Below are 24,073 nucleotides of genomic sequence, written 5' to 3' on the forward strand. Positions count from 1 at the left end.
GCGGGTCAATACAGCTAGGGCCTGTCGTCACACCGCCGCCGTCGCCCGGCAGGCGGCAGTGTGACGACGGGCCCTAGTGGTGGAACGCCGTCGAGGCCGACCGGTCCCGGCTCAACGGGTGGCTCTGGGCGCGCAGTTCGGGCAGCAGCAGTTTCAGGTCTCCGATCAGGAGCTCGGCCAGGTCCGAGGAGAATCCGTTGCGGCACACCACCCGCAGCACCGACAGGTCCTGCCGGTCGGCCGGGAAGGTGTACGCGGGCACCAGCCAGCCCCGTTCCCGCAGCCGGCGCGACACGTCGAAGACGTCGTACGCCTGGACGTCGTCCTTCGTCGTGAAGGCGAACACCGGCAACTGGTCGCCCCGGGTGAGGAGCCGGAAGTCGCCCAGCTCCTCCACCGCCCGCGCCAGCCCGCGGGCCACGTCCCGGGACGCCTGCTGGACCGCCCGGTAGCCCTCGCGCCCGAGGCGCAGGAACGTGTAGTACTGCGCGACCACCTGCGCCCCGGGCCGCGAGAAGTTCAGCGCGAACGTGGGCATCTCGCCGCCCAGGTAGTCGACCCGGAAGACCAGCTCCCGCGGCAGCGCGTCCGGCGTACGCCACAGCACCCAGCCGACGCCCGGGTAGACGAGCCCGTACTTGTGCCCCGACGTGTTGATCGACGCCACCCTCGGCAGCCGGAAGTCCCACTCCAGCTCCGGGTCGAGGAAGGGCGCCACCATCCCGCCGGACGCCCCGTCCACGTGGACCGGGACGTCGAGGCCGGTGCGCTCCTGGAGGGCGTCCAGGGCCGCGCACAGCTCCGCGATCGGCTCGTAGGAGCCGTCGAAGGTGGAGCCGAGGATGCCGACCACCCCGATGGTGTTCTCGTCGCACAGCTCGACGGCGGCCGCCGGGTCGAGGTGGAAGCGGTCGCCGTCCATCGGGACCTGGCGGGCCTCGACCTCCCAGAAGTCGCAGAACTTCTCCCAGCACACCTGGACGTTGACGCCCATCACCAGATTGGGCTTCGCCGTCGCCGGGTAGCGGTCCGCGTTCCGCCGGGTCCAGCGCCGCTTCAGGGCCAGCCCCGCGAGCATGCACGCCTCACTGGACCCGGTGGTCGAGCACCCCACGGCCGTCTCCGGATCGGGGGCGTTCCACAGGTCGGCGAGCATCGCCACGCAGCGCCGCTCCAGCTCGGCGGTGCGCGGGTACTCGTCCTTGTCGATCATGTTCTTGTCCCGGCACTCGCTCATCAGGACGTCGGCCTGCGGCTCCATCCAGGTGGTGACGAACGTGGCCAGGTTGAGCCGGGAGTTGCCGTCGAGCATCAGCTCGTCGTGGACCAGCCGGTAGGCGGTCGGCGGCGGCAGCGGCCCGTCGGGCAACCGGTGGCGGGGCGGCGCCGTGGTCATCGCCGCGGTCGGATCCGCCTCGCCGTAGAACGGGTTCAGGGCGAGCCTGCGCTGCTCCTCGGAGGGCTCGTCCCCGTGCGGGTGGGCACCGCGGTGGAGCGGCATGGTGGGAACCCTTCTCTGAGCCGGCGCGCGCTCGGCTCTCGCCGACGCGCGGGACCGGTGGGCGGGGGGCGGTACGGCGGCCGGGCGGGGTCAGTCGCCGGCGGCCAGGCCGGCCTTGAGCGCCCGGGTGACCCTCACGACCCGCTCGGCCTGCACGCGGGCGGCGGTGAGCGTCTGCTCGCCGACCGGGATGTCGCCCTGCCCGGAGACGTGCGAAGTGCCGTACGGGTTGCCGTCGACGAACTTCGACGGATCGGTGTACCCCGGGGCGACGAGGATGCCGCCGAAATGGTGGACCGTGTTGTAGAGCGCGAGCAGCGTGGACTCCTGGCCGCCGTGGGCGGTGGAGCTGGAGGTGAACCCGCTGTAGACCTTGTCGGCGAGCTGCCCGGACTGCCAGAGCCCGCCGAGCGTGTCGATGAACTGCTTGAGCTGGGCGGCGACGTTCCCGTACCGGGTCGGTGAACCGAAGATCACCGCGTCCGCCCAGACCATGTCGTCCGGCGACACCTCGGGGATGCCGGCGGTCGCGCGGGCGTTCTCGGCCCACGCGGGGTTGGAGTCGATCGCGGCCTGCGGGGCCAGCTCCGCCGCCCGGCGCAGCCGCACCTGGGCCCCGGCCCGCTCCGCGTCCTCGGCGATGGCCTTCGCGATCCTCGCGATGGTGCCGGTGGAGGAGTAGTAGACGACGGCGACGGTGACGGGCGTGGACATACGGGGACCTCCGACGAAGCGGCAGCGGTGGCGAACGGTGTCAGCGGGTGGCGCGGACGCACATCGGCGCATAGAGGCACAGAAGGCGCTATTCGGACCATAAGGGGATTCGGTGCGCACGGCGCGGCGAGCGGGTCCTTCCCGGTGCCGTGCGCGGCGGGCGACGAGCTTCTTCTCCCCGCCGCGTACTCCCCGCCGCGTACGGCAGGGGGCGGGCCGCGGTGCCGGGTCCGTCTCCGACGCGGAGCCCCCGGCCGCGTACGCCGTCGGCCGCACCGCTGCGGCTGACCGCCCGCCCCGGCCCCCTGGCCTATCACCGCCGCCGCACCCTCCACGGGGCTGTGCGCGGCACCTCCCGCGGGCGGCTCCCGGCCGCTTCGTAGGATGCCCATTCCCGCTGTACGCCACTGGAACCACCGGCACGCATCGGGCGTTGATAGCTTGGGGCGGCCACAGAGCCGCCATCGCACCCCTCATTCTGGAGCCCGGACCCTTGAATACGCTTGCGCTCGGACCGAGCTGGCTGGACCCGGACTATCTGCTCAACACGTTCGGGCTCCCCGGCCTGCTCCTCATCGTCTTCGCCGAGTCCGGACTCCTCATCGGGTTCTTCCTGCCCGGCGACTCGCTGCTGTTCACCACGGGCCTGCTGGTGACCACCGGCCAGCTGAAATACCCGCTCTGGCTGGTCTGCACCCTGATCGCGGTGGCCGCGATCGTCGGCGACCAGGTGGGCTACCTCTTCGGCCGCAAGGTCGGCCCGGCCCTCTTCAAGCGCCCCGACTCCCGCCTCTTCAAGCAGGAGAACGTGGAGAAGGCCCACGAGTTCTTCGAGAAGCACGGCCCGAAGTCCCTGGTCCTGGCCCGGTTCGTGCCCATCGTGCGCACCTTCACCCCGATCATCGCGGGCGTCAGCCGGATGAACTACCGCTCCTTCATCACGTACAACGTCGTCGGCGCGATCCTCTGGGGCGTCGGCGTCACCGTGCTCGGGGCCCTGCTCGGCAAGATCGACTTCGTGCACGAGCACATCGAGATGATCCTCATCCTGATCGTGCTCATCTCCGTGGTGCCGATCGTGATCGAGGTCCTGCGCGCCCGCAGCCAGGGCAAGAAGGCCGCCGCCCTGGAAGGCGACGGCTCCGGCCGGCCCCCGGGGGGCGGCAACGGCCCCTCCTCCGGCCAGCGCGGCCGGCACGCCAAGCGCTGACCCCCCTGTACGCGCACGCGCGAGCGCCCCGCCCCGGAAGATCCACGGGGCGGGGCGCTCTCGTCTCCGCGGCGGGCGGCCCCTCCGTACGGCACGCGGTCCCGGACCGGCCACGCGGCCCCGGCGGGCGGACCCAGGCCTCGGACCGGGCAGCCCCGGCGCCCGCCGGGCGGGCGGCGGCTCAGAACCCCCTGGTCCGCTTCGCCGCCCGGCGGCTCGCCCCGCCGACCGCCCCCGGCAGCCCCATGAACAGCCGCGAGATCTCGCTCCCCAGGTTCACCCCGATCGCGATCGCCAGCGCCGTCGCGACGGCCGTCGACAGCGAGGCGAGCCCCGCGTCCAGCTCGTTCTGCGCCACGCCCAGCAGACCGAAGTACGTCGCCGAGCCGGGCAGCAGCGGGCCGATCGCCGCCGTGATGTACGGCAGCGAGGAGGTGAACCGGTAGCGCGAGAACAACTGGCCGAACAGCCCCACCAGACCGGCCGCCACCGCCGTCGCCGCGACCGGCGAGATGCCTCCGGTCCGCGCCAGCGCCCCGAAGACGATCCAGGCCACGCCGCCGTTCAGGGTGACCGCCAGCACCGTCGACCGCTCCTGCTGGAGCAGCACGGCGAAGGCCAGGCTCAGCGCCATCGACGCCAGGATCTGCACCACCGGCTCGTTGTACGGCGTGAACCGGGCCTCCGGATTGAGCTGCGCCCCCAGCTGGAGCCCCAGGTACAGCACGATCAGCACGCCCGCGACGATGCCGATGAAGAAGTACATGACCTCCAGGAGGCGGGCCGCGGCGGTGATGTAGTAGCCGGTCAGCCCGTCCTGCACCCCCGCCACCAGCGCCCGCCCCGGCAGCAGCGCGAACAGCCCACCGGTGATCACCGCGGAGGGCCGGATGTCCGTCGAGTGGGTCAGCGTCAGCGCCACCCCCATCGCGGCCGGCGGCATCGCGGCCACCGTGAACTGGTAGAACTCCGGCAGCCCGCGCCCCGCGCACAGCCACGCCAGCCGGTCGCCGAGCATCGCGCCCGCCGCCGCCACCAGGAACACCAGCACCCCGCCGCCCACCAGCACCGAGGCCGAACCGGCCAGCAGACCGGCCGCCGCCGTCAGCACCCAGCCCGGGTAGGGGTGGCGGTTGCGGCGAATCTCGGCGAGCCGCCGGTAGGCCTCCTCCAGCGACACCTCTGCGTCCGTGCTGGTGATGTCGTCCACCAGCCGGAACACGGCCGCCAGCCGGGTGTAGTCGGTGCCCCGGCGGCGCACCGTACGGCTCGCCGTCACCGGGTCGTCGACCAGCGAGGGCTGGTGCGAGATGGACAGCAGCGTGAACGTCACCGTCGGCTCGCTGCGGTCAAGCCCGTAGGACCGGGTCACCGCGAACATCGCCGCCTCGACGTCCTCGGCCCCCTCGCCGCCCGCCAGCAGCAGCTCCCCGATACGCAGCGTCAGGTCGAGCACGCGCGGCACCGCGGGGCCGGTCTCGTCGTCGGTGTGCTGGATCGACTCCGCCGCGGGGCGCTCGGTCACCGGCATGCGCAGCATCGTGCGCATCCGGTCCTGCCAGGGCGCCTCCTTGGTCAACTTGACCATCGGAATGCCCTGCGCGGGAGTGAACGCGGGCGGCGACTGCTGGGCCCTGTACGTGCTCGGCGGCGTGAAGGCGGAACTCAGCGTGTCGGAGTTCGAGCCGCCCCCGGAACCGCCGCCCGGCCCCGGTGAACCGCTCGGCTCCGGCTGCACCCCGGTCGGAAGGGCGAATTCCGACGTCGGATGGTCCTCCTCGGGCGGCGACACCGGCTGCATCGTCCCGGCGGGCGGAGCGAAAGCGCTCCGCGCCTCGTCGGACTGGGGCTTCTGGTCCTCGGGACCGCCCGGTTCCGCCACCACTCGACCTCGTTCCTGCTCGACTGCACGTCACTGGGGGTGCCCCGCCGCACGTGTGCCCAGTATGGCCACCGGCATGGGTGCCGCACGTGCGCGGGCCGCGCGTCCCGCGCGCCTCCGCGGACCCCCCGGGCGGAGGCGCGGACAGCGGAACGGGCGGCACACCCGCGAAGGTGTGCCGCCCGTTCCACGACGGCCGTCCGGCTCAGCGACGGAACCGGAAGGAGTACGTCAGTGCGCGCCGCCCTGCGCCTCCAGGCGCTTGTACGAGGCCTCGATCTCGGCCTCCGCCTCGGCGCGGCCGACCCAGTCGGCGCCCTCGACGGACTTGCCCGGCTCCAGGTCCTTGTAGACCTCGAAGAAGTGCTGGATCTCCAGGCGGTCGAACTCCGACACGTGGTGGATGTCGCGCAGGTGCTCCACGCGCGGGTCGGACGCCGGGACGCAGAGCAGCTTGTCGTCGCCGCCCGCCTCGTCGGTCATCCGGAACATGCCGATGGCACGGCACTTGATGAGGCAACCGGGGAAGGTCGGCTCGTCCAGGATGACGAGCGCGTCCAGCGGGTCGCCGTCCTCGCCGAGGGTGTTCTCGACGAAGCCGTAGTCGGCCGGGTAGCTGGTCGAGGTGAAGAGTCGACGGTCCAGGCGGATCCGACCGGTCTCGTGGTCCACCTCGTACTTGTTCCGCGAACCCTTCGGGATCTCGATGGTGACGTCGAACTCCACGGGTGGCTCCTCCATGATCAACACATACGACTGGTGATTAAGTGTCCCCCACGCAGAAGAGTGCTCGCGAAAGGGGCTGGTCAGCGGTGGCCGAGCAGGTGGAAGAACCGTCGGTGCGCCCCTCGGACCCGTGGGGCGGGCCGAAGATCCTGACGAGGAAGCGCAACGGGTCCTCCACCTGGCAGGTGATCGCAGGCTCCGCAACGCTCGGCCTGGCCGTGGCCGCCGGCGCCGTCCTCGCCGCCGGCCCCTGGGACAACGGTCAGCGTAAGGCCGAGCGGGCCCTGGCAGTCACCGCCGACCGGACAGGTGGCGCACATCACGGCCGCCCCGCCCCCGACGGCCCCCGCCCGGCCCCCAGCGCCCCCGCCGTCCTCCCCGCCCTCGGCACCGCCGCCCGGGAAGCCCCCCAGGACCCCGCCGGACTCCGCGACGCCCTCGCCCCGCTGATCGGCGCGCCCGGACTCGGGAACAAGCTCGCCGCCTCCGTCATCGACGCCGCCACGGGCGAGCGGCTGTACGAGCACGGCGCCGCCACCCCGATGACCCCGGCCTCCACCGTCAAGATCGCCACCACCGTCGCGGCCCTCTCCGTCCTCGGCCCCGACCACCGCATCACCACCACCGCCGCGCTCTCCCCCGACTCCCGCACCCTGACCCTGGTCGGCGGCGGCGACCCCACGCTCAGCGCGGCGGACCTGCGCTCGATGGCCGCCCGGGCCGCCCGGGCCCTGCGCGAGGACGGCCGGGACCCCGTCCGCCTCGCCTACGACGTCTCCCGCTACACCGGCCCCGTACTCCACCCGATCAGCCCCAACGAGAACATCGCGCCCGTCACCGCCCTCATGGTGGACGAGGGCCGCCTCGACGACACGGACCGCGGCCCGGCCGACCGCACCGACGACCCGGCCGGCGACGCCGCCCGCGCCTTCGCCCGGGCCCTGGAGAAGGAGGGCGTCCAGGTCGCCGGCGCCCCCCGCGAGGCCCGCGCCGCCACGTCCGCCCGCACCGTCGCGACCCACCGCTCGGCCCCGCTCTCCGCCCTCGCCGAGCGCACCCTCACCAACAGCGACAACGACATCGCCGAAGCCCTCGCCCGGCAGACCGCCATCGCCAAGGGCGAGAAGGCGTCCTTCGCGGGAGCGGGCCGCGCCGTCACCAACGAACTCAAGAAGCTCCAGGTCCCCGTCGCCGGGGCCCGCTTCGCCGACGGCAGCGGCCTGGACCGCGCGGGCCGGGTCACCCCCGCCCTCCTGACCGCCCTCCTCGCCCGCGCCGCCGACCCCGAGCGCCCGGGGCTGCGCCCCGCCCTCACCGGCCTCCCGATCGCCGGATTCAGCGGCACCCTCGGCGGCCGCTACGAGCGGGACGCGGCGGGCACCGGTCTGATCCGCGCCAAGACCGGCACCCTCCGGGGCGTCAACTCCCTCGCCGGGACCGTCGTGGACCGGAAGGGCCGGCTGCTCGCCTTCGCCTTCCTCGCCTCCGGCAGCACCTCCGCCACCGAGGCCGAACCCGCCCTCGACGCCCTGGCCACCGCCCTCGCCGGGACGGGCGGCTGAGGACGGCGCCGCATCCGGCGAGCCGCGCAAGACCCCGCCGCCGGACGACGGGCTCACGTACGGTTGACGCATGACGAGCATCGGTGGTGCCCAGATGGTCGACTGGAATCTCGCGGTGGCGACCGCGACCCGGCTCGTACGTCCCGGGCCCGACATCAGCCGCGAGGAGGCCCGCGCCGTCGTCGCGGAGCTCCGCCGCCACGCCAAGGCGTCCGAGCAGCACGTCCGGGAGTTCACCCGGATGGTCCCCGAAGGGACCGAACCCGAGGACACCCCCGTCCTCGTCGTGGACCGCTCCGGCTGGATCAAGGCCAACGTGGCGGGCTTCCGCGAACTCCTCAAGCCCCTGCTCGCCAAGATGGAGAACCGCCGCCCCGGCGGACCCGGCGGCGCCGTCCTCGGCGCGGTCGGCGGCAAGGTCACCGGCGTCGAACTGGGCATGCTGCTCTCGTTCCTCGCCTCCCGTGTGCTCGGCCAGTACGAGACCTTCGCCCCCGCCACCCGGGAGCTGCCCGCCTCCGCCGACGGCGGCGGCCGACTCCTGCTCGTCGCCCCCAACATCGTCCACGTCGAACGCGAACTGGGCGTCGACCCGCACGACTTCCGGCTCTGGGTCGCCCTCCACGAGGAGACCCACCGCACCCAGTTCACCGGCGTGCCCTGGCTCCGCGACCACCTCCGGGGCGAGATCCAGACGTTCCTCGACGAGACCGACGTCGACCCGATGACCTTCCTGGAACGCCTCCGCGAGGCCGCCCAGTCCCTCGCCGGCGGCCGGCCCGAGGGCGAAGAGGGCGAGAGCGGGGGCCGCAGCCTCGTCGACATCGTCCAGACCCCCGCCCAGCGCGAGGTCCTCGGCCGCCTCACCGCCGTCATGTCCCTCCTCGAAGGACACGCGGACTACGTCATGGACGGCGTCGGCCCCGGCGTCGTGGGCTCGGTCTCCGAGATCCGGGAGAAGTTCCAGCAGCGCCGCGCCCAGGGCGCCGGCCGCCTCGACCAAGCCCTGCGCAAGCTCCTCGGCCTCGACGCCAAGCTGCGCCAGTACAAGGACGGCGAGAAGTTCGTGCGATCGGTCGTCGACGAGGTCGGCATGGACGGCTTCAACCGCGTCTGGACCTCGCCCAACACCCTCCCGACCAAGGCGGAGATCGCCAAGCCCGCCGACTGGGTCGCGCGCGTGCACCGTAAGGCCGAATCCTGACCATCGGACGGCCCGAATACTCCTGGGGGACCGATATTCGCCCCCTAATCACCCATCCGAGGGACCATGGAGCCACGGGAAGGCGTGCAATGCTCGATGAACAGCTTGCCTCTGTCACCATCGACGCACTCTGAGTGACGGGACTCACGCGTTCCGGCGCTCGACGCTCCTCCCGAACTCCACGAAGGGCACCGGACATGGGTCCCCATCCTGCGGTCGCGGCGATACGCCTGGCGGTCCGCCGCGTACTCCACGACGTCCTCACCGATTTCCACCGGCACGCCGGAGACGACCGGCCCGCCGGCGCCGCGAAGCGCACCGCGCACGCCGCCCGCTCTCCCCGCGCCGTGGCCGCCCCGGCGGGCGGCGCCCGCGCGGCCCTCCCCGAACGGCCCGGCGCCCCGCTCGTCCTCGTCGCCTGCTCCGGCGGCGCCGACTCCATGGCGCTCGCCTCCGCCCTCGCCTTCGAGGCACGCAGACTCGGCGTCCGGGCCGGCGGCATCACCGTCGACCACAACCTCCAGCAGGGTTCCGCACTCCGCGCCACCGAGGTCGTCACCCGGCTCGCCGCCATGGAACTCGACCCCGTCGAGGCCGTCGCCGTGCACGTCGGACGCGAGGGCGGCCCCGAGGCCGCCGCCCGCGACGCCCGCTACGCCGCGCTGGACGCCGCCGCCGAACGCCACGGCGCCGCCGCCGTCCTGCTCGGTCACACCCGCGACGACCAGGCCGAGACCGTCCTGCTCGGCCTCGCCCGCGGCTCCGGCATCCGCTCGCTCTCCGGCATGGCCGACGCCTCCGGCCCGGCCGGCCGCTACCGCCGCCCCTTCCTCCGGCTCGACCGGCAGACCGTCCGCAAGGCCTGCCTGGTCCAGTCGATCCCCGTCTGGGACGACCCGCACAACACCGACCCCGCCTACACCCGCTCCCGGCTGCGCCACGAAGGGCTGCCCGCGCTGGAGAAGGCGCTCGGCAAGGGCGTCGTCGAGGCCCTCGCCCGTACCGCCCGGCTCTCCCGCGACGACGCCGACGCCCTGGACGCCTGGGCCACCGAGGCCGAGCTGTCCGTACGCGACGAGACCGGCGGCCTGGAGTGCGCCGGCCTCTACGCCCTGCCCCCCGCCGTACGCCGCCGGGTGCTGCGCCGCGCCCTGATCGGCGCCGGGTCGCCCGCCGGCTCCCTCTTCGCCCGGCACCTGGAAGAAGTCGACCGCCTGATCACCGGCTGGCGCGGCCAGCGGGCCATCAATCTGCCCGGCCGCGTCGAGGCGATGCGGCAGGGTGGCAGACTGGTCATTCGGCAGAGCTGACGCGCGAGCGGCTGAAGTGCAGGCGAACCGCCGCCGGCCCGGGTGCGCCCGGACCGGCGGGCCAGGGCGTCGGCAGCACAGAAAGAGACGTGGGTGAACGAGAAGGACATGGGTACCGACCTCCAGTCGGTGCTCCTCACCAAGGAAGAGATCGACGCGAAGCTTGTCGAGCTGGCCGCGAAGATCGACGCGGAGTACGCGGGCAAGGACCTGCTCCTCGTCGGCGTCCTCAAGGGCGCGGTGATGGTCATGGCGGACCTGGCGCGCGCCCTGTCGTCCCCCGTCACGATGGACTGGATGGCCGTCTCCTCGTACGGGGCCGGCACCCAGTCCTCCGGCGTCGTGCGGATCCTCAAGGACCTCGACACCGACATCAAGGGCAAGCACGTCCTGATCGTCGAGGACATCATCGACTCCGGCCTGACGCTGTCCTGGCTGCTGTCCAACCTGGGCTCCCGGGAGCCGGCCTCGCTGGAGGTCTGCACCCTGCTGCGCAAGCCGGATGCCGCAAAGGTCGCCATCGACGTGAAATGGATCGGTTTCGACATCCCCAACGAGTTCGTCGTCGGCTACGGGCTGGACTACGCGGAGAAGTACCGCAACCTGCCCTTCGTCGGCACGCTCGCCCCGCACGTCTACGGCGGCTGACCCCGGCTCGCCTGCCGGGGAACCCTCACCGCCCTCGGGCCGTTGAAGCTCCGAAAGCGGGTTTCTCCGCGGCACCCAGCGGTCGGGGGCGCCCATGCTGAGGTACCGTCCGAAGAACACTCTTTTCAAACAGCAGCATTTACCTACGGGCAGGAGGGACGGGGCGTCTTCGCTCCGTATGGATGGACGTGAAGCGATACTTCCGTGGGCCGGTCATGTGGATCGTGCTGGCCGTCCTCGCCGTGGTCGTGTTGATGCAGGTCGTCGGCTCGTCGGGCGGCTACAAGACGGTGGACACCGCCAAGGTGGTCCAGGCGATCAGCAAGGACCAGGTGGAGCAGGCCAAGCTGACCACCGGTGACGAACAAATCCTCAAGGTCGAGCTGAAGGACGGCCAGAAGCTCGAGGGCGAGTCCGGGAGCAAGTTCCAGGCGAGCTACATCGGCAACCAGGGCGTCGAGCTCGCCGACACGCTGCAGAAGAAGTTCGAGTCGGGTGACATCGAGAAGGGTTACACCGTCTCGCCGTCCAAGCAGTCCCCGTTCGTCTCGATCCTCCTCTCGCTGCTGCCCTTCGTCCTCATCGTGGTCGTCTTCCTGTTTCTGATGAACCAGATGCAGGGCGGCGGCTCCAAGGTCATGCAGTTCGGCAAGTCCAAGGCCAAGCTGATCACCAAGGACACCCCCAAGACGACCTTCGCCGACGTGGCGGGGTCCGACGAGGCGGTCGAGGAGCTCCACGAGATCAAGGAGTTCCTCCAGGAGCCGGCGAAGTTCCAGGCCGTCGGCGCCAAGATCCCCAAGGGCGTCCTGCTCTACGGGCCGCCCGGTACGGGCAAGACCCTGCTCGCCCGCGCCGTCGCCGGCGAGGCGGGCGTGCCGTTCTACTCGATCTCCGGCTCCGACTTCGTCGAGATGTTCGTCGGCGTCGGCGCCTCCCGGGTGCGCGACCTCTTCGAGCAGGCCAAGGCGAACGCCCCGGCGATCGTCTTCGTCGACGAGATCGACGCCGTCGGCCGCCACCGCGGCGCCGGCATGGGCGGCGGTCACGACGAGCGCGAGCAGACGCTCAACCAGCTGCTCGTCGAGATGGACGGGTTCGACGTGAAGGGCGGCGTCATCCTGATCGCCGCCACCAACCGCCCGGACATCCTCGATCCGGCGCTGCTGCGCCCGGGACGCTTCGACCGGCAGATCGCGGTCGACCGCCCGGACATGCAGGGCCGCCTGGAGATCCTCAAGGTGCACCAGAAGGGCAAGCCCGTCGCGGAGGACGTCGACCTCGGCGCCGTCGCCCGGCGCACGCCCGGCTTCACCGGCGCCGACCTGTCGAACGTGCTGAACGAAGCGGCGCTCCTGACGGCGCGCAGCGGCAAGAAGCTCATCGACAACGAGAGTCTCGACGAGGCGATCGACCGTGTCGTGGCGGGTCCGCAGAAGCGGACCCGGATCATGTCCGAGAAGGAGAAGAAGATCACCGCGTACCACGAGGGCGGACACGCCCTGGTCGCGGCGGCCTCCCCCCAGTCGGACCCGGTCCACAAGATCACGATCCTCTCCCGCGGCCGTGCCCTCGGTTACACGATGGTGCTCCCGGAGGAGGACAAGTACTCCACGACCCGCAACGAGATGCTCGACCAGCTGGCGTACATGCTGGGCGGGCGCGCGGCCGAGGAGCTGGTCTTCCACGACCCGACCACCGGCGCCGCCAACGACATCGAGAAGGCCACGGCGACGGCCCGCGCGATGGTCACGCAGTACGGCATGACGGAGCGCCTCGGCGCGATCAAGTTCGGCGGCGACAACTCGGAGCCCTTCCTGGGCCGCGAGATGGGCCACCAGCGCGACTACTCGGAAGAGGTCGCGGCCCTGGTCGACGAGGAGGTCAAGAAGCTCATCGAGACCGCCCACAACGACGCGTGGGAGATCCTCGTCGAGAACCGCGACATCCTCGACGCCCTCGTGCTCGAACTCCTGGAGAAGGAGACGCTGGGCAAGGACGAGATCGCGGAGATCTTCGCCCCGATCGTGAAGCGCCCCGCCCGCCCGGCGTGGACCGGCTCCGCCCGACGCACCCCGTCGACCCGGCCCCCGGTCCTCTCGCCCAAGGAACTGGCCCTCACCAACGGCGCCGCCAACGGTTCGGCCACTCCGCCGGAGATCGCTCCGACGGATCTGACGAAGGACATCGGCCCGTCCACCGAGGCGGTCCCCGAGGACCGTCCCGAGAGCTAGTCCCGGACCGGACACCCCGGTGAGACCCCCGTCACGGGGGCCGGACCGGGCCCGGAATGGATGCCGCGCCCCCCAAGTTCTAGCCTGTGGGGGCGCGGCTTTTCCGTAGGTCCGCGGTGTCCGGTCGCGAATCCGCGTACGGGACGGCACAGAGGAACGAGGCACAGATGACCGACCCCGTGACGCTGGACGGGCAGGGTCCGATCGGCGCATTCGACGAGAAGCGGGCCGAGGCGGCCGTACGCGAGCTGCTGATCGCCGTCGGCGAGAACCCGGACCGCGAGGGCCTGCGGGAGACCCCGGCCCGGGTGGCGCGGGCGTACCAGGAGATCCTGGCCGGCCTGCGGCAGGAGCCCGAGGACGTGCTCACCACGACCTTCGACCTCGGACACGACGAGATGGTCCTGGTGAAGGACATCGAGATCATGTCGCTCTGCGAACACCACCTGCTGCCCTTCCACGGGGTCGCGCACGTCGGCTACATCCCGGCCGAGACGGGCAAGATCACCGGTCTGTCGAAGCTGGCGCGCCTGGTGGACGTCTTCGCCCGCAGGCCCCAGGTGCAGGAACGACTCACCACGCAGGTGGCGGACTCGCTCATGCGGATCCTGGAGGCGCGGGGCGCGATCGTGGTGATCGAGGCCGAGCACATGTGCATGTCGGTGCGGGGCATCCGCAAGCCCGGGGCGAAGACCACCACGTCGGCCGTACGCGGCCAACTGCGCGACGCCTCGACCCGCGCCGAGGCGATGAGCCTGATACTCGCTCGATAGCCCGCTTCGTCGGCGGCACCCGATACGCTCCTCGGCCTGTGAGGGAGAGCAGGCCGAGGAGCGTCACATGAGTGAGGGTTTACCGAGCAGGCAGACCGTGAACGCGGTGGGGGGACGCCTACGGGCGCGGGATATAGCCGTCGGCACCGAGCTGTGGACGCTGGACGGGGGCCGTGCGGTTCGGACGGCGGTCACAGAAGTGAGGGCCGTCAAGGCGAGAACGGCCGTGCAGGTCGTCACGGACCACGCGGCCTTCATGGTCGCCGGGGATCTCCTGATGGCCACGCCGGACGGCTGGGTCCGGGCGGAGGACTCGGCGGGCAGGTCCATCGTATGGACTCAGGCGCGCAAGCTCTGCCGTGAACGGCCCGCGTTCCGCGTGGGATACGCCTTCGGCTATTTCGTGGGGGCCACCTGCGCGGACGGCACCGTGGGCAAGAACTACGTCTCGCTCGTGGTGAACGACGAAGCGTTCGCCGTCCGGTACGCGCGAAGCCTCACCGAAGCGACAGGGCTGCCCGCACGTCCCCAGCCGGTGATACGCCCTTCCGGATACCTGGGGCGAGACATCCCGGGCTTCCGGGTCCGGGTGGTGTCCTCGTACCTCGCCGACGCGCTGCGCCAGTACGCAGGCGGCGACGCGCACCACATGAGGCAAGCGTTTCCCCGGGTCGTGTTGCGGGACCGCGAGGTCTTCGACGGCTTCCTCGACGGGTACGCGGACGGTGACGGGTGCCGGGCCAAGCACTGGGCCGGCCGGATTCTGGTCAGTGCCAATGTGCCCTTCCTCGTCGACCTGGCCGAGATCATCGGCGCTCGGTTCACACCCCGGAGGGAGGGGCTGGCGTCGCATCTGACCGTGGTGGACCGTTGGGCGGACCGCGGCACTTTCCGCCCGGAACACCACGACGCCGATCCGGTGGAATCGAGTTGGGTGACGGTCCAGTCCGTACGGCCCCGGATCGCACTCGGTAAGCCGTTCACCCTGTACGGGTACCGGCTTCGGCCGTATCCCACGTTTCTGGTGAACGGCCACCTGGTGGGCGTGGCGGCATGAGGCGGGCCCGGCCCCGACCGCACTGTGCGGTCGGGGCCGGGCCCGCAGTGTGTCAGGCCGCCGCCGTGCCCGTGCCGTCGTGGTCGCCGCCGTCCTCCGGGAGGCGGCAGACGCGTTCCAGGAAGAGGGCGGCGGCGATGACGCCGATGCCGGCGACCACCGCCGCGCCCGCGTAGATGGCCTGGTCGCGGCGGGGCGGGATGTCGAGGAAGGCGAGCAGGAAGACGCCCGTGCCGCCGTACATTCCGGCGACCAGGGCGGCGACCAGGGCGCTCGCCTGGCCGAAGACGACCGCGCGGGCCGCGAACAGCGGCTCGACGCCCTTGGCGCCGGGGCGGCGCTCGCGCTGGGCGCGGAGGCGGGCGCGGGTGGAGAGCGCGGTCGCGAGGAGGATCACCGCGATCACCGCGAGCACGATCGACGCGGCCAGCGGGACGCTCGGCAGCGTGCCGAAGGAGTCCCAGAGGCGGGCCCCGCCCCAGGAGAGGACGCCGGCGGCGGCGAAGAGGCCCGCCAGTACCCCGAGCCGTAGTTGCTTCACCGCGTGAGCCGCCCTTCGCGCCGCCTGTGCCCGGTCCGGCCGTGTGCCGGACCGCCGTCCGTCGAGCCTAACGATTACTCCGGCAGGCGCAGTTCCAGGTCGTCCCGGGGCAGGACGCCGTCGCGGCCGACCGCGGCCAGCAGGTCGGCCACCGGACCGGAGCCGGGCAGCTGCGCCTCGGGGTCCACGTCGTGCCAGGGGGCGAGGACGAAGGCCCGCTCGTGGGCGCGCGGGTGGGGGAGGGTGAGCACCGGGTCGTCGGAGAGGACGTCGGCGTACGCCACGATGTCCACGTCGATGGTGCGCGGGCCCCAGCGCTCCTCGCGGACCCGGTCGAACGCCTCCTCCACGGCCTGGCCGCGCTCCAGCAGGGAGGCCGGGGGCAGCGTCGTCTTCACGAGGATGACGGCGTTGAAGTACGCGGGCTGGGAGCCGGCGTCCACGCCCCAGGGCTCCGTCTCGTACACCGGGGAGACGGCCTTGACCTTCAGGCCCGGCGTGTCCTCCAGGGCGTCGACGGCCCCCTGGAGGGTCTCCAGCCGGTTGCCCAGGTTGGAGCCGAGGGCGATCACGGCCGTCTTGGGGTTGGAGAGGGTGGTGTCGGCGGCGTCGACCTGCCGGACGACGGCGGTGGGAACCGGCTGTACGGTCGGGTCGCTCTGTCCCTCGGTCGAGAACGCGGTCATGATCGGCTCCGGGTGATGGTGACGGTGACGTCGTCGAAGGGGACGGTGATCGGTGCGTCCGGCTTGTGCACCACGACCTCGACCTCCTCGACGCCGTCGTGCTTCAGGCACTGCTGGGCGATGCGCTCGGCGAGCGTCTCGATCAGGTCCACCGGCTCGCCGGACACCACGGCGACGACCTCCTCGGCCACCACGCCGTAGTGCACGGTGCGGGTCAGATCGTCGGTGGCCGCCGCGGGGCGGGTGTCGAGGCCGAGCACCAGGTCGACGATGAAGGTCTGGCCCTCCTCCCGCTCCCGGGGGAAGACGCCGTGGTGCCCGCGGGCCTTGAGGCCGCGCAGCGCGACACGATCCACGCGAATCACTCCTGCTGTCGTTGGTCCAGAGGCGCCCCGGCCGCGTGCGGGCGGCGAGGCGCCGTCGTGCGAATCTACTGCGAGCACCGGGGGTGCTCGTCCGTGGGGGCCGCGCGCCGCGCCTCGTGGGGCTGGAAGCCGCCCCTACCCGGCGGCCCGGGTTTCCATCCCTACCGGTCCCGTACCCACTCGTACGGGTGTTTCCTCCTCGGGGGACCTTTGGCTGTGCTTTCGCTCAGGAGGAGGTCTCCCCGTCGTCCTCGTCGGAGTCGGCCAGGACGGGCGATCCGTGGTGGGACCAGAGCTTCCAGCCGTCCGCCGTGTGCCGGAACACGTTGGTGGCGACGACGAGCCGCCCCACCAGCGGGCCCAGCGCGTCGCCCTCCTCGGCCGGGCCGCCGCTGAGGATGTTCTCGGTGCAGGTGACCAGGGCGGTGGCGCCGGTCATCGCGACGTTGACGTCGGTGAGGAAGAACTGGATGTAGTCGGTGTTCGCCATGATCAGGGCGTAGCTGCGCAGGACGTCGCGGCGGCCCGTGAGCACCGGCCACCCGGGGTGGACGCAGGAGACGGTCAGGTCCTCGCCCGGCAGCCAGCAGTCGGAGAGGGCGTCGAGGTCGCCGCGTTCCAGCGCCTCGTAGAAGGCGGCGTTGGCCGCCTCGACCTCCGCGATGTCGGCGGCCGCCCGCGCGTGCTCCTCGTTCACGCGGCTCCCTCGACCGCGCGGGCCACGCGGACCGCGTCGGCGGTGGCCCGCACCTCGTGGACCCGGACCGCCCAGGCGCCGGCCGCCGCGGAGAGCGCGGAGACGGCCGCCGTCGCCGCGTCGCGTTCGCGGGCGGGCGGCGGGGCCGCGCCGGGGCCCGCCAGGACGTGTCCGAGGAACCGTTTGCGGGAGGCGGCCACCAGCAGCGGGCGGCCCAGCGTGTGCAGCCCGTCCAGGCGGGCGACCAGCGCCAGGTCGTGGGCGGCGTCCTTCGCGAAGCCGAGGCCGGGATCGATCACGACGCGGTCCGGGGCGATCCCGCCCGCGACCACCGCGTCCATCCGCTGCCGCAGCTCGTCGAGGACCTCGGCGACGACGTCCCCGTAGACCGCGCGGCTGTTCATCGACTCGCTGAAGCCGCGCCAGTGCATCACGACGAACGGGACGTCGGCGTCGGCGACCGCCGGGACCATGTCCGGGTCGGCGAGGCCGCCGCTGACGTCGTTGACCAGGGCGGCCCCGGCGGCGACGGCCTGTTCCGCGACGCGGGCGCGCATGGTGTCCACGGAGACGGTGACGCCTTCGGAGGCCAGGCCCCGCACGACCGGGACGACCCGGCGCAGCTCCTCGGCCTCGTCGACCCGGCTGGCGCCCGGCCGGGTGGACTCGCCGCCCACGTCGACCAGGTCCGCGCCCTCGGAGACCAGGTGCAGGCCGCGTTTGACGGCGGTCGTGGTGTCGAACCAGCGGCCGCCGTCGGAGAAGGAGTCGGGGGTGACGTTGACGACCCCCATGACCGCACAGCGGTCCCACTCCGGCAGTCCTCGGACCGTGCCCCGCGTGCGTGACGTACTCATACGACCAGACTAGAACCTGCCGCACCCGGCGGCTGCGCCGTCATGCCGCGCTCACCTCGTGCTCGGGCTGCGTCCGCGCGGTGTGGCCGCACGGGCGGGCGGGGCGGGCGCGGAACGGGCGGGGCGGCGAGAGGTTCACGAAGCCCTCCGCCCGCATCGCCGCGATCCCGATGCGGGGCAGGTCGCGGCTGGTGCGGAAGACCACGAAGCGGGGCTCCCAGCGCGGCTGGAACTTGGCGTTGAACTTGTACAGCGACTCGATCTGGAACCAGCGCGACAGGAAGATCAGCAGCCCGCGCCAGCAGCGCAGCACCGGTCCCGCGCCGAGCCGTTCGCCGCGGGCGAGCGCGGAGCGGAACATGGCGAAGTTCAGCGAGACCCGGTCGACGCCGAGCCTCTCGGCGGCCTGGAGGGAGGCGACGATCAGCAGTTCGTTCATGCCGGGGTCGGCCGAGCGGTCGCGGCGCATCAGCTCCAGCGACATCCCGTCGCGCCCCCAGGGGACGAAATGGAGGACCGCCTTCAGGTCGCCGTGCGGGGCGTCCTGCGTACCGGAGCCGGGCAGGTGGGCGGTGGCGATCACGCAGTCGCCGTCGGCCGGGTCGCCGATCCGGCCCAGCGCCATGGAGAAGCCGCGCTCGGTGTCGGTGCCGCGCCAGTCGGCGGCGGCGTGCCGGATGCGGTCCAGTTCGGTGTCGCCGATGTCACGTGCCCGCCGGACCCGGGTCTCGTAGCCGGCCCGCTCGATGCGCTTGACCATCTGGCGCACGTTCCGCATGGCCCGTCCGGAGAGGGAGAAATCCGCGGCGTCCACCACCGCCTCGTCCCCGAGCTCCAGGGCGGTGAGCCCGGTCTCCCGGGTCCAGACCTGGCCGCCGGTCTCGCTGCAGCCCATCACGGCGGGGGTCCAGGAGTGCGCCCGCGCCTCGTCCATGAAGCGCTCGATCGCGCCCGGCCACGCCTCCACGTCTCCGATCGGGTCGCCGCCGGCCAGCATCACCCCGGAGACGACCCGGTAGCAGACGGCGGCCTTGCCGCTGGGGGAGAAGACGACGGCCTTGTCGCGGCGGAGCGCGAAGTGGCCGAGCGAGTCCCGGCCGCCGTGCCGCTCCAGGAGGGCCCGCAGCCGGGCCTCGTCGTCCTCGGTGAGGCGGGCGGCCGGGTGCTCGGGGCGGAAGGCGAAGTAGACGGTGGTGACGGCGGTCAGCAGGCCGAGCGCGCCCAGCGAGCAGGCCACCGTCCAGCTGGTCCGCCCGGCGTAGTCGACGGGCCCCTCGACGCCGAACAGGCCGTACAGCACGTGTTGGAGGCGGTCGGCGATGGACGGGTCCCCGACGACGCGGCCGGGGTGGGCGCTGACGATGATCAGTCCGAGCCCCAGCGAACCGGCCCCGAGCAGCACGAAGTTGACGAGCGCGCGCCAGCGGCTGCGCGGGTCGGGCAGGGCCCGGAACTGGTCGCGGTGGCGCACCAGCAGCCAGCAGAGCACCAGCGGGACGAGTACCCCGACGACCGAGTGGCGGTACGCGAACTGGGCCGCGGCCCCCGCGGGCAGCAGGGCCACCGCCGCCCGCCAGGCCCGCCGCTTGTGCCGCTTCAGCCCGTGTGCGAGCAGGAGCAGGAGGACGCCCGCGCTGAGGGAGAGCGCGGCGGCGAACGGGCCGAGCGCGCCGGGGAGCACTTCGGCGATGGAGTGCATACGGCTGTGCCGGAAGCGGGGGAAGACCCCGGCGGCGACGTCGATCAGCCCGACGACGGTGCAGGCGGTGCCGACGATCGCCGGTACGGATTCGGGGCGCGGCCCGTGGAGCGACCGGCGGACGCGCCGCGGAACCGATATCGACTTATCCCCATCTAGCGTGACAGACATCGCTTCCCGTGGCTTCGCGTGAGATTTCCTGAGTCCGCCGACCGGAGCCGCTCGGACGATGTGCGCCCTCTAGGACGGGGGCCGGGGAGCGGGGGTTCACCCACATTCCGGAAATTTCCCGCATCCGGCCCCGGTCCGGCCCTGCGCCGGACCTCGTCCGCCCCGGTACGGAGAACACGGAGAAAGCACGCTCATGGGTCTCACCAGCACCGCGGTCCTCGCGGTCGTGGCGGCGACGGCCGTCGCGCTGTTCGCCGCCACGGTCCGGTTCTGGCCGCGGTTGGCCCGCCCCGGCGCGGTCGCGGTCTCGGGCCGGATCGGACTGCTGCTGGCGACCCAGCTGACGCTGTTCGCCGCGGTGGGCCTGGCGGCCAACAACGCCTTTCTCTTCTACGGCTCCTGGGCCGACCTCTTCGGGCGGGAGCAGGAGTTGGGGGTCGTCACCGACCACGCGGAGGGTGTGGCCGGCTCGCCGCACCTGGCGCGGATCGCCACCCGGCGCCCGGACGTGCCGGGCGGGCGGACGCCCTCGGCCGGCGGGCGGATCGACCAGGTGGTGGTCTCGGGGCGCAGGTCGGGCATCGAGGCGCCCGCGTACGTCTATCTGCCGCCGGAGTACTTCCGGGCGGCGTACGCCGGGCGGACGTTCCCGGCGGCGGTGGTCCTGACGGGGTACCCGGGCACGGCCGAGAACCTCCTGAAGGGCCTGCGCTACCCGCAGACGGCGCATGAGCGGGTGAGGGCGGGGAAGGCCCGGCCGATGATCCTGGTGATGCTGCGTCCGACGGTCGCGCCGCCCCGGGACACCGAGTGCGTGGACGTCCCGGGAGGCCCGCAGACGGAGACGTTCTTCGCGAAGGACCTCCCGGAGGCGGTGGCGGACTCCTACCGGGTCGGGAAGGAGGCCCGTGACTGGGGGATCATCGGCAACTCCACGGGCGGCTACTGCGCGTTGAAGATCGGGATGCTCCACCCGGACCGGTACGCGGCGAGCGCCGGGCTCTCCGCGTACTACGAGGCGGCCGAGGACCCGACGACGGGCGACCTGTTCCACGGGCGGCGGGAGCTGCGCGACCGCGCCGACCTGATGTGGAACCTGGAGAACCGGCCGCCGAGGGGCGGGTCCTTCCTGGTGACGACGTCCCGGGAGGGCGAGGACAACCTCAGGAGCACGATGAGGTTCATCGAGAAGGTGAAGGCGCCCGCGCGGGTCTCCTCCATCGTGCTCGACAGCGGCGGGCACAACTTCACGACCTGGCGGCGGGAGATCCCGCCGGCCCTGGAGTGGCTGAGCGCCCGCCTCGGCGGGAGCCGGGCCCCGGAATGACCGGGGCCGGTCCTCAGGAGGTCCGGGCGACCGTCGCGACCGTCTCCACGGCGACCTCCGCGCGCGGTACGTCCTGGGCGTCCGCGTCGATCGAGCGGCGCAGGGCCTCGTGCAGGCGGGCGGGGGTCAGCACGCCGAGGAAGCGGCCCCCGCCCTCCTCGTCGACGACCGCGATCCAGCCCGCGTCGTGCTGGAGCATGGTGGCGAACCCCTGCTTGAGGGGCGCGCCGAGCGGGAGCCACGCCTCCATCCGGCGGGCGTGGTCGCGGACGGCGCCCCCGGCGGCCCCCCGCGCGGTGGCGTCGGCGGGGATCCAGCCGTGGAGGTTGTCGCGGCCGTCCAGGACGACCGCCCAGCGCGCGCCCTGGGACCTGAGCCGTTCGGTGGCCGTGGCCAGCGGGTCGTCGAGGTGGACGACCGGCGGCTGATCGAGGTCGCTCTCCTCCACGGGCGTCACCGAGAGCCGCTTGAGGCCGCGGTCCGCACCGACGAAATCGGCCACGTAGGGGGTCGCCGGGGCTCCCAGCACGGTGGCGGGGGAGTCGAACTGCTCGATGCGGCCCTGCCCGTAGACGGCGATCCGGTCGCCCAGGCGGACGGCCTCCTCGATGTCGTGCGTGACGAACAGCACGGTCTTGCGGACCTGGGCCTGGAGTTTCAGGAATTCGTTCTGGAGGCGTTCGCGGACGACGGGATCGACCGCTCCGAAAGGCTCGTCCATCAGGAGGACGGGCGGGTCGGCGGCCAATGCCCGAGCCACGCCCACACGTTGGCGCTGACCACCGGAAAGCTGCTCCGGATAGCGGTCGCCATGAACGGAAGGATCGAGTCCGACGAGGTCGAGGAGTTCGGCGGCGCGTTCGCGTCCCTTTCCGCGCTTCCAGCCCAGCAGATGGGGAACGGTCGCGGTGTTCTCCAGCACCGTCCTGTGCGGGAAGAGGCCGACCTGTTGGATCACATAGCCGATTCTGCGGCGCAGTCGGACGGGATCGATGGTGGATATGTCGTCCCCGTCGAGGAATATCCGGCCCTCGGTCGGTTCGATCAGCCGGTTCACCATCTTCATGGTGGTCGTCTTGCCGCAACCGGACGGTCCGACGAGCGTGACCAGTTCACCCTCGGCGACCTCGAAGGAAAGGTCGTCGACGGCGGTGGTGCCGTCGGCGTACCGCTTGGTGACATGCTCGAAACGGATCATGGTTCCCCATTGTGGAGGGCGTTTCGTGAAGGGCGTGTTGCCGGAATGCGACAGCCCTCCGCGATTGTCGGTGGTCGAGGATAGGCTCGCCAGTCATCAGTTCGATCCGGTGCGATCCGGGGGCCGCGGGGTTCCGGGCGGAGCGCCGGGGCGGTTTCCCGGAGCGTTCCCGGGCGATGAGGACGGGCAGGAGGTGGAGGGCGGATGGCCGGACGGAGCTGTCTGGCGACGAACGACTGGATCTGCGGGGAGTATCTGCGCTCCCGGAGCCAGGAGTTGACGGACGCGACCGTGCAACACGTGGGGATCACGGCCGTCTCGGTGCTGATCGGGCTCGCGGTGGCCTTTCCGCTGGCCCTGCTCGCCCGCCGGGGCCGGGGGTTCGCCGGGCCGGTGCTCGGGCTGACGACCGTGCTCTACACCGTGCCCTCGCTGGCGATGTTCTCGTTGCTGCTGCCCCTGTTCGGGCTGTCGGCCTCGCTCGTCGTGACCGGCCTGGTGCTCTATTCGCTGACCATCCTCGTGCGCAACATCCTGGCCGGGCTCGAAGCGGTGCCGCAGGAGGCCAGGGAAGCCGCCCGCGGCATGGGGTACGGGCCGGCGAGGCTGCTGTGGGAGGTGGAGCTGCCGCTGGCGCTGCCCGCGGTGATGGCGGGGGTGCGGATAGCCACCGTGTCGACGGTCGCGCTGACCACGGTCGGTTCGCTCGTCGGCAAGGGCGGCCTCGGCAACCTCATCGAGGACGCGTTGCCCAGCTTCTTCAAGGCCCAGGTGCTCACCGCCTCGGTGCTGTGCGTGCTGCTCGCGGTGGCGGCGGACCTGCTGCTGCTCGGCCTCCAGCGGCTGCTGACGCCCTGGACGCGTCTCTCCGGGGCGGGCCGGCCGGGCGCGGCGACGACGGACGCCGGGCCGCGGGCCCCGGCGGTGACGGACGCGGGGCCTCCCGCCCCGGCGAAGGCGGAGGTGGGCTGACCCGTGGGAGTCGTCGGCGACGCCTGGACCTGGCTGACCACCGGGGCCAACTGGTCGGGGGAGGGCGGGGCCGCGCACCGGCTCGGCGAGCACCTGTACGTGAGCGGGGTCGCCCTCGCGGCGGCCTGCGCGATAGCCCTGCCGCTCGCCCTGTACCTGGGGCACATCGGCAGGGGCGGCCCGCTGGCGGTGAACATCTCCAACGTGGGGCGGGCCGTCCCCGTCTTCGCGGTGCTGGCCCTGTTCATGGTCACGCCCCTGCGCAACGCGGGGTACTGGCCCACCATCATCGCGCTGGTCCTGTTCGCGGTTCCGCCGCTGCTGACCAACGCCTACGTCGGCATGCGGGAGGTGGACCGGGCGGTGGTGGAGGCGGCGCGCGGCATGGGGATGTCGGGTCTCCAGCTCTTCGTCCGGGTCGAACTGCCGCTCGCCCACCCGATGATCATGACGGGGCTGCGGTCCGCCGCCGTCCAGGTCGTGGCCACCGCGTCGATCGCCGCGATGGTCGGCCTCGGCGGTCTCGGCCGGATCATCACCGCCGGGTTCAACACCTACGACACCGCCCAGGTCTTCGCGGGCGCCGTCCTGGTCGCCGGGCTCGCCCTGGTGGTGGAGGGCGTGCTGGTGGGCCTGGACCGGCTGCTCTCCCCGCTCCGCCGCCGCCGGCCCACGCCCCCCGCCCGCCGCGCACGACCCGCATGACGCGCACGGGTGTGAACGCCGGGCCCGCGGACAC

22 protein-coding genes are annotated in these 24,073 nt (G+C 72.4%); 11 read left to right on the forward strand and 11 right to left on the reverse strand.

Annotated elements, in window-relative coordinates; genetic code table 11:
* Positions 1 to 73: 73 nt before the first annotated feature.
* Positions 74 to 1,501, reverse strand: a complete 1,428-nt coding sequence (locus AMK24_RS29065; RefSeq protein ID WP_073771882.1) for a glutamate decarboxylase — start codon at positions 1,499 to 1,501, stop codon at positions 74 to 76.
* A gap of 90 nt (positions 1,502 to 1,591) precedes the next feature.
* Complete coding sequence (wrbA, locus tag AMK24_RS29070; protein WP_073771883.1) at positions 1,592 to 2,215, reverse strand: NAD(P)H:quinone oxidoreductase; 624 nt, start codon at positions 2,213 to 2,215, stop codon at positions 1,592 to 1,594.
* 493 nt (positions 2,216 to 2,708) lie between these two features.
* Between wrbA and AMK24_RS29075 the strand changes: the two genes are divergently transcribed.
* Complete coding sequence (locus AMK24_RS29075) at positions 2,709 to 3,425, forward strand: DedA family protein (RefSeq protein WP_073771884.1); 717 nt, start codon at positions 2,709 to 2,711, stop codon at positions 3,423 to 3,425.
* Between the two features lie 181 nt (positions 3,426 to 3,606).
* On the opposite strand, the gene AMK24_RS29080 is transcribed toward AMK24_RS29075, so the two are convergent.
* Both AMK24_RS29080 and AMK24_RS29085 read right to left on the reverse strand, forming a co-directional pair.
* Positions 3,607 to 5,310 (reverse strand): threonine/serine ThrE exporter family protein, encoded by a 1,704-nt coding sequence (locus AMK24_RS29080; protein WP_073771885.1) that lies wholly within the window; start codon positions 5,308 to 5,310, stop codon positions 3,607 to 3,609.
* A gap of 228 nt (positions 5,311 to 5,538) precedes the next feature.
* Complete coding sequence (locus AMK24_RS29085; RefSeq protein ID WP_003968257.1) at positions 5,539 to 6,033, reverse strand: inorganic diphosphatase; 495 nt, start codon at positions 6,031 to 6,033, stop codon at positions 5,539 to 5,541.
* 86 nt (positions 6,034 to 6,119) lie between these two features.
* Here AMK24_RS29085 and dacB point away from each other — a divergent pair, with 86 nt between their 5' ends.
* The 7 genes from dacB to AMK24_RS29120 all read left to right on the forward strand — a co-directional run bounded on the left by dacB (position 6,120) and on the right by AMK24_RS29120 (position 14,821).
* A complete protein-coding gene (gene dacB / locus AMK24_RS29090) occupies positions 6,120 to 7,595 on the forward strand; it encodes a D-alanyl-D-alanine carboxypeptidase/D-alanyl-D-alanine endopeptidase (RefSeq protein ID WP_199876529.1) in 1,476 nt (491 codons plus the stop codon).
* 70 nt (positions 7,596 to 7,665) lie between these two features.
* A complete protein-coding gene (locus AMK24_RS29095) occupies positions 7,666 to 8,799 on the forward strand; it encodes a zinc-dependent metalloprotease (protein ID WP_073771886.1) in 1,134 nt (377 codons plus the stop codon).
* Positions 8,800 to 8,996: 197 nt separating this feature from the next.
* Positions 8,997 to 10,109, forward strand: a complete 1,113-nt coding sequence (tilS, locus tag AMK24_RS29100) for a tRNA lysidine(34) synthetase TilS (RefSeq protein WP_073771887.1) — start codon at positions 8,997 to 8,999, stop codon at positions 10,107 to 10,109.
* A 108-nt stretch (positions 10,110 to 10,217) separates the two neighbouring features.
* The gene (gene hpt, locus AMK24_RS29105) at positions 10,218 to 10,757 is read left to right on the forward strand and encodes a hypoxanthine phosphoribosyltransferase (protein ID WP_073771940.1); all 540 of its coding nucleotides are present in this window, start codon (positions 10,218 to 10,220) and stop codon (positions 10,755 to 10,757) included.
* A gap of 182 nt (positions 10,758 to 10,939) precedes the next feature.
* Complete coding sequence (gene ftsH, locus AMK24_RS29110; RefSeq protein WP_073771888.1) at positions 10,940 to 12,991, forward strand: ATP-dependent zinc metalloprotease FtsH; 2,052 nt, start codon at positions 10,940 to 10,942, stop codon at positions 12,989 to 12,991.
* Between the two features lie 167 nt (positions 12,992 to 13,158).
* On the forward strand, positions 13,159 to 13,764 hold the full coding sequence (gene folE, locus AMK24_RS29115) for a GTP cyclohydrolase I FolE (RefSeq protein ID WP_073771889.1): 606 nt from the start codon (positions 13,159 to 13,161) through the stop codon (positions 13,762 to 13,764).
* Positions 13,765 to 13,831: 67 nt separating this feature from the next.
* Positions 13,832 to 14,821 carry a hypothetical protein gene (locus AMK24_RS29120; RefSeq protein WP_242435280.1) on the forward strand — a complete coding sequence of 330 codons (990 nt, stop codon included), beginning with the start codon at positions 13,832 to 13,834 and terminating at the stop codon, positions 14,819 to 14,821.
* Between the two features lie 52 nt (positions 14,822 to 14,873).
* Here the strand turns inward: AMK24_RS29120 and AMK24_RS29125 are convergent, their stop codons facing one another.
* The 6 genes from AMK24_RS29125 to AMK24_RS29150 all read right to left on the reverse strand — a co-directional run bounded on the left by AMK24_RS29125 (position 14,874) and on the right by AMK24_RS29150 (position 19,837).
* Positions 14,874 to 15,362, reverse strand: a complete 489-nt coding sequence (locus AMK24_RS29125; protein WP_073771890.1) for a DUF3180 domain-containing protein — start codon at positions 15,360 to 15,362, stop codon at positions 14,874 to 14,876.
* Positions 15,363 to 15,436: 74 nt separating this feature from the next.
* Positions 15,437 to 16,048 carry a 2-amino-4-hydroxy-6-hydroxymethyldihydropteridine diphosphokinase gene (gene folK / locus AMK24_RS29130; RefSeq protein ID WP_073771891.1) on the reverse strand — a complete coding sequence of 204 codons (612 nt, stop codon included), beginning with the start codon at positions 16,046 to 16,048 and terminating at the stop codon, positions 15,437 to 15,439.
* Complete coding sequence (gene folB / locus AMK24_RS29135) at positions 16,045 to 16,404, reverse strand: dihydroneopterin aldolase (RefSeq protein WP_073771892.1); 360 nt, start codon at positions 16,402 to 16,404, stop codon at positions 16,045 to 16,047. The genes folK and folB overlap by 4 nt, the downstream gene beginning before the upstream one ends.
* 235 nt (positions 16,405 to 16,639) lie before the next feature.
* Positions 16,640 to 17,110 (reverse strand): nuclear transport factor 2 family protein, encoded by a 471-nt coding sequence (locus AMK24_RS29140; protein ID WP_073771893.1) that lies wholly within the window; start codon positions 17,108 to 17,110, stop codon positions 16,640 to 16,642.
* A complete protein-coding gene (gene folP / locus AMK24_RS29145; protein WP_073771894.1) occupies positions 17,107 to 17,967 on the reverse strand; it encodes a dihydropteroate synthase in 861 nt (286 codons plus the stop codon). The genes AMK24_RS29140 and folP overlap by 4 nt, the downstream gene beginning before the upstream one ends.
* Before the next feature lie 40 nt (positions 17,968 to 18,007).
* Entirely contained in the window at positions 18,008 to 19,837 is a 1,830-nt protein-coding gene (locus tag AMK24_RS29150) for a phosphatidylglycerol lysyltransferase domain-containing protein (protein WP_073771895.1), read from the reverse strand.
* A gap of 193 nt (positions 19,838 to 20,030) precedes the next feature.
* Here AMK24_RS29150 and AMK24_RS29155 point away from each other — a divergent pair, with 193 nt between their 5' ends.
* Positions 20,031 to 21,164 (forward strand): alpha/beta hydrolase, encoded by a 1,134-nt coding sequence (locus tag AMK24_RS29155; protein WP_073771896.1) that lies wholly within the window; start codon positions 20,031 to 20,033, stop codon positions 21,162 to 21,164.
* 13 nt (positions 21,165 to 21,177) lie between these two features.
* Here the strand turns inward: AMK24_RS29155 and AMK24_RS29160 are convergent, their stop codons facing one another.
* Positions 21,178 to 22,362: an ABC transporter ATP-binding protein gene (locus AMK24_RS29160; protein ID WP_073771897.1), complete on the reverse strand. Its 1,185-nt coding sequence runs from the start codon at positions 22,360 to 22,362 to the stop codon at positions 21,178 to 21,180.
* Positions 22,363 to 22,566: 204 nt separating this feature from the next.
* Here AMK24_RS29160 and AMK24_RS29165 point away from each other — a divergent pair, with 204 nt between their 5' ends.
* Both AMK24_RS29165 and AMK24_RS29170 read left to right on the forward strand, forming a co-directional pair.
* A complete protein-coding gene (locus AMK24_RS29165) occupies positions 22,567 to 23,334 on the forward strand; it encodes an ABC transporter permease (RefSeq protein ID WP_073771898.1) in 768 nt (255 codons plus the stop codon).
* Between the two features lie 3 nt (positions 23,335 to 23,337).
* Positions 23,338 to 24,039 carry an ABC transporter permease gene (locus AMK24_RS29170; RefSeq protein ID WP_073771899.1) on the forward strand — a complete coding sequence of 234 codons (702 nt, stop codon included), beginning with the start codon at positions 23,338 to 23,340 and terminating at the stop codon, positions 24,037 to 24,039.
* Positions 24,040 to 24,073 lie beyond the last annotated feature (34 nt).

Origin of the sequence: Streptomyces sp. CB02366, assembly GCF_001905905.1 — a bacterium.
Classification (GTDB): Bacteria; Actinomycetota; Actinomycetes; order Streptomycetales; family Streptomycetaceae; genus Streptomyces.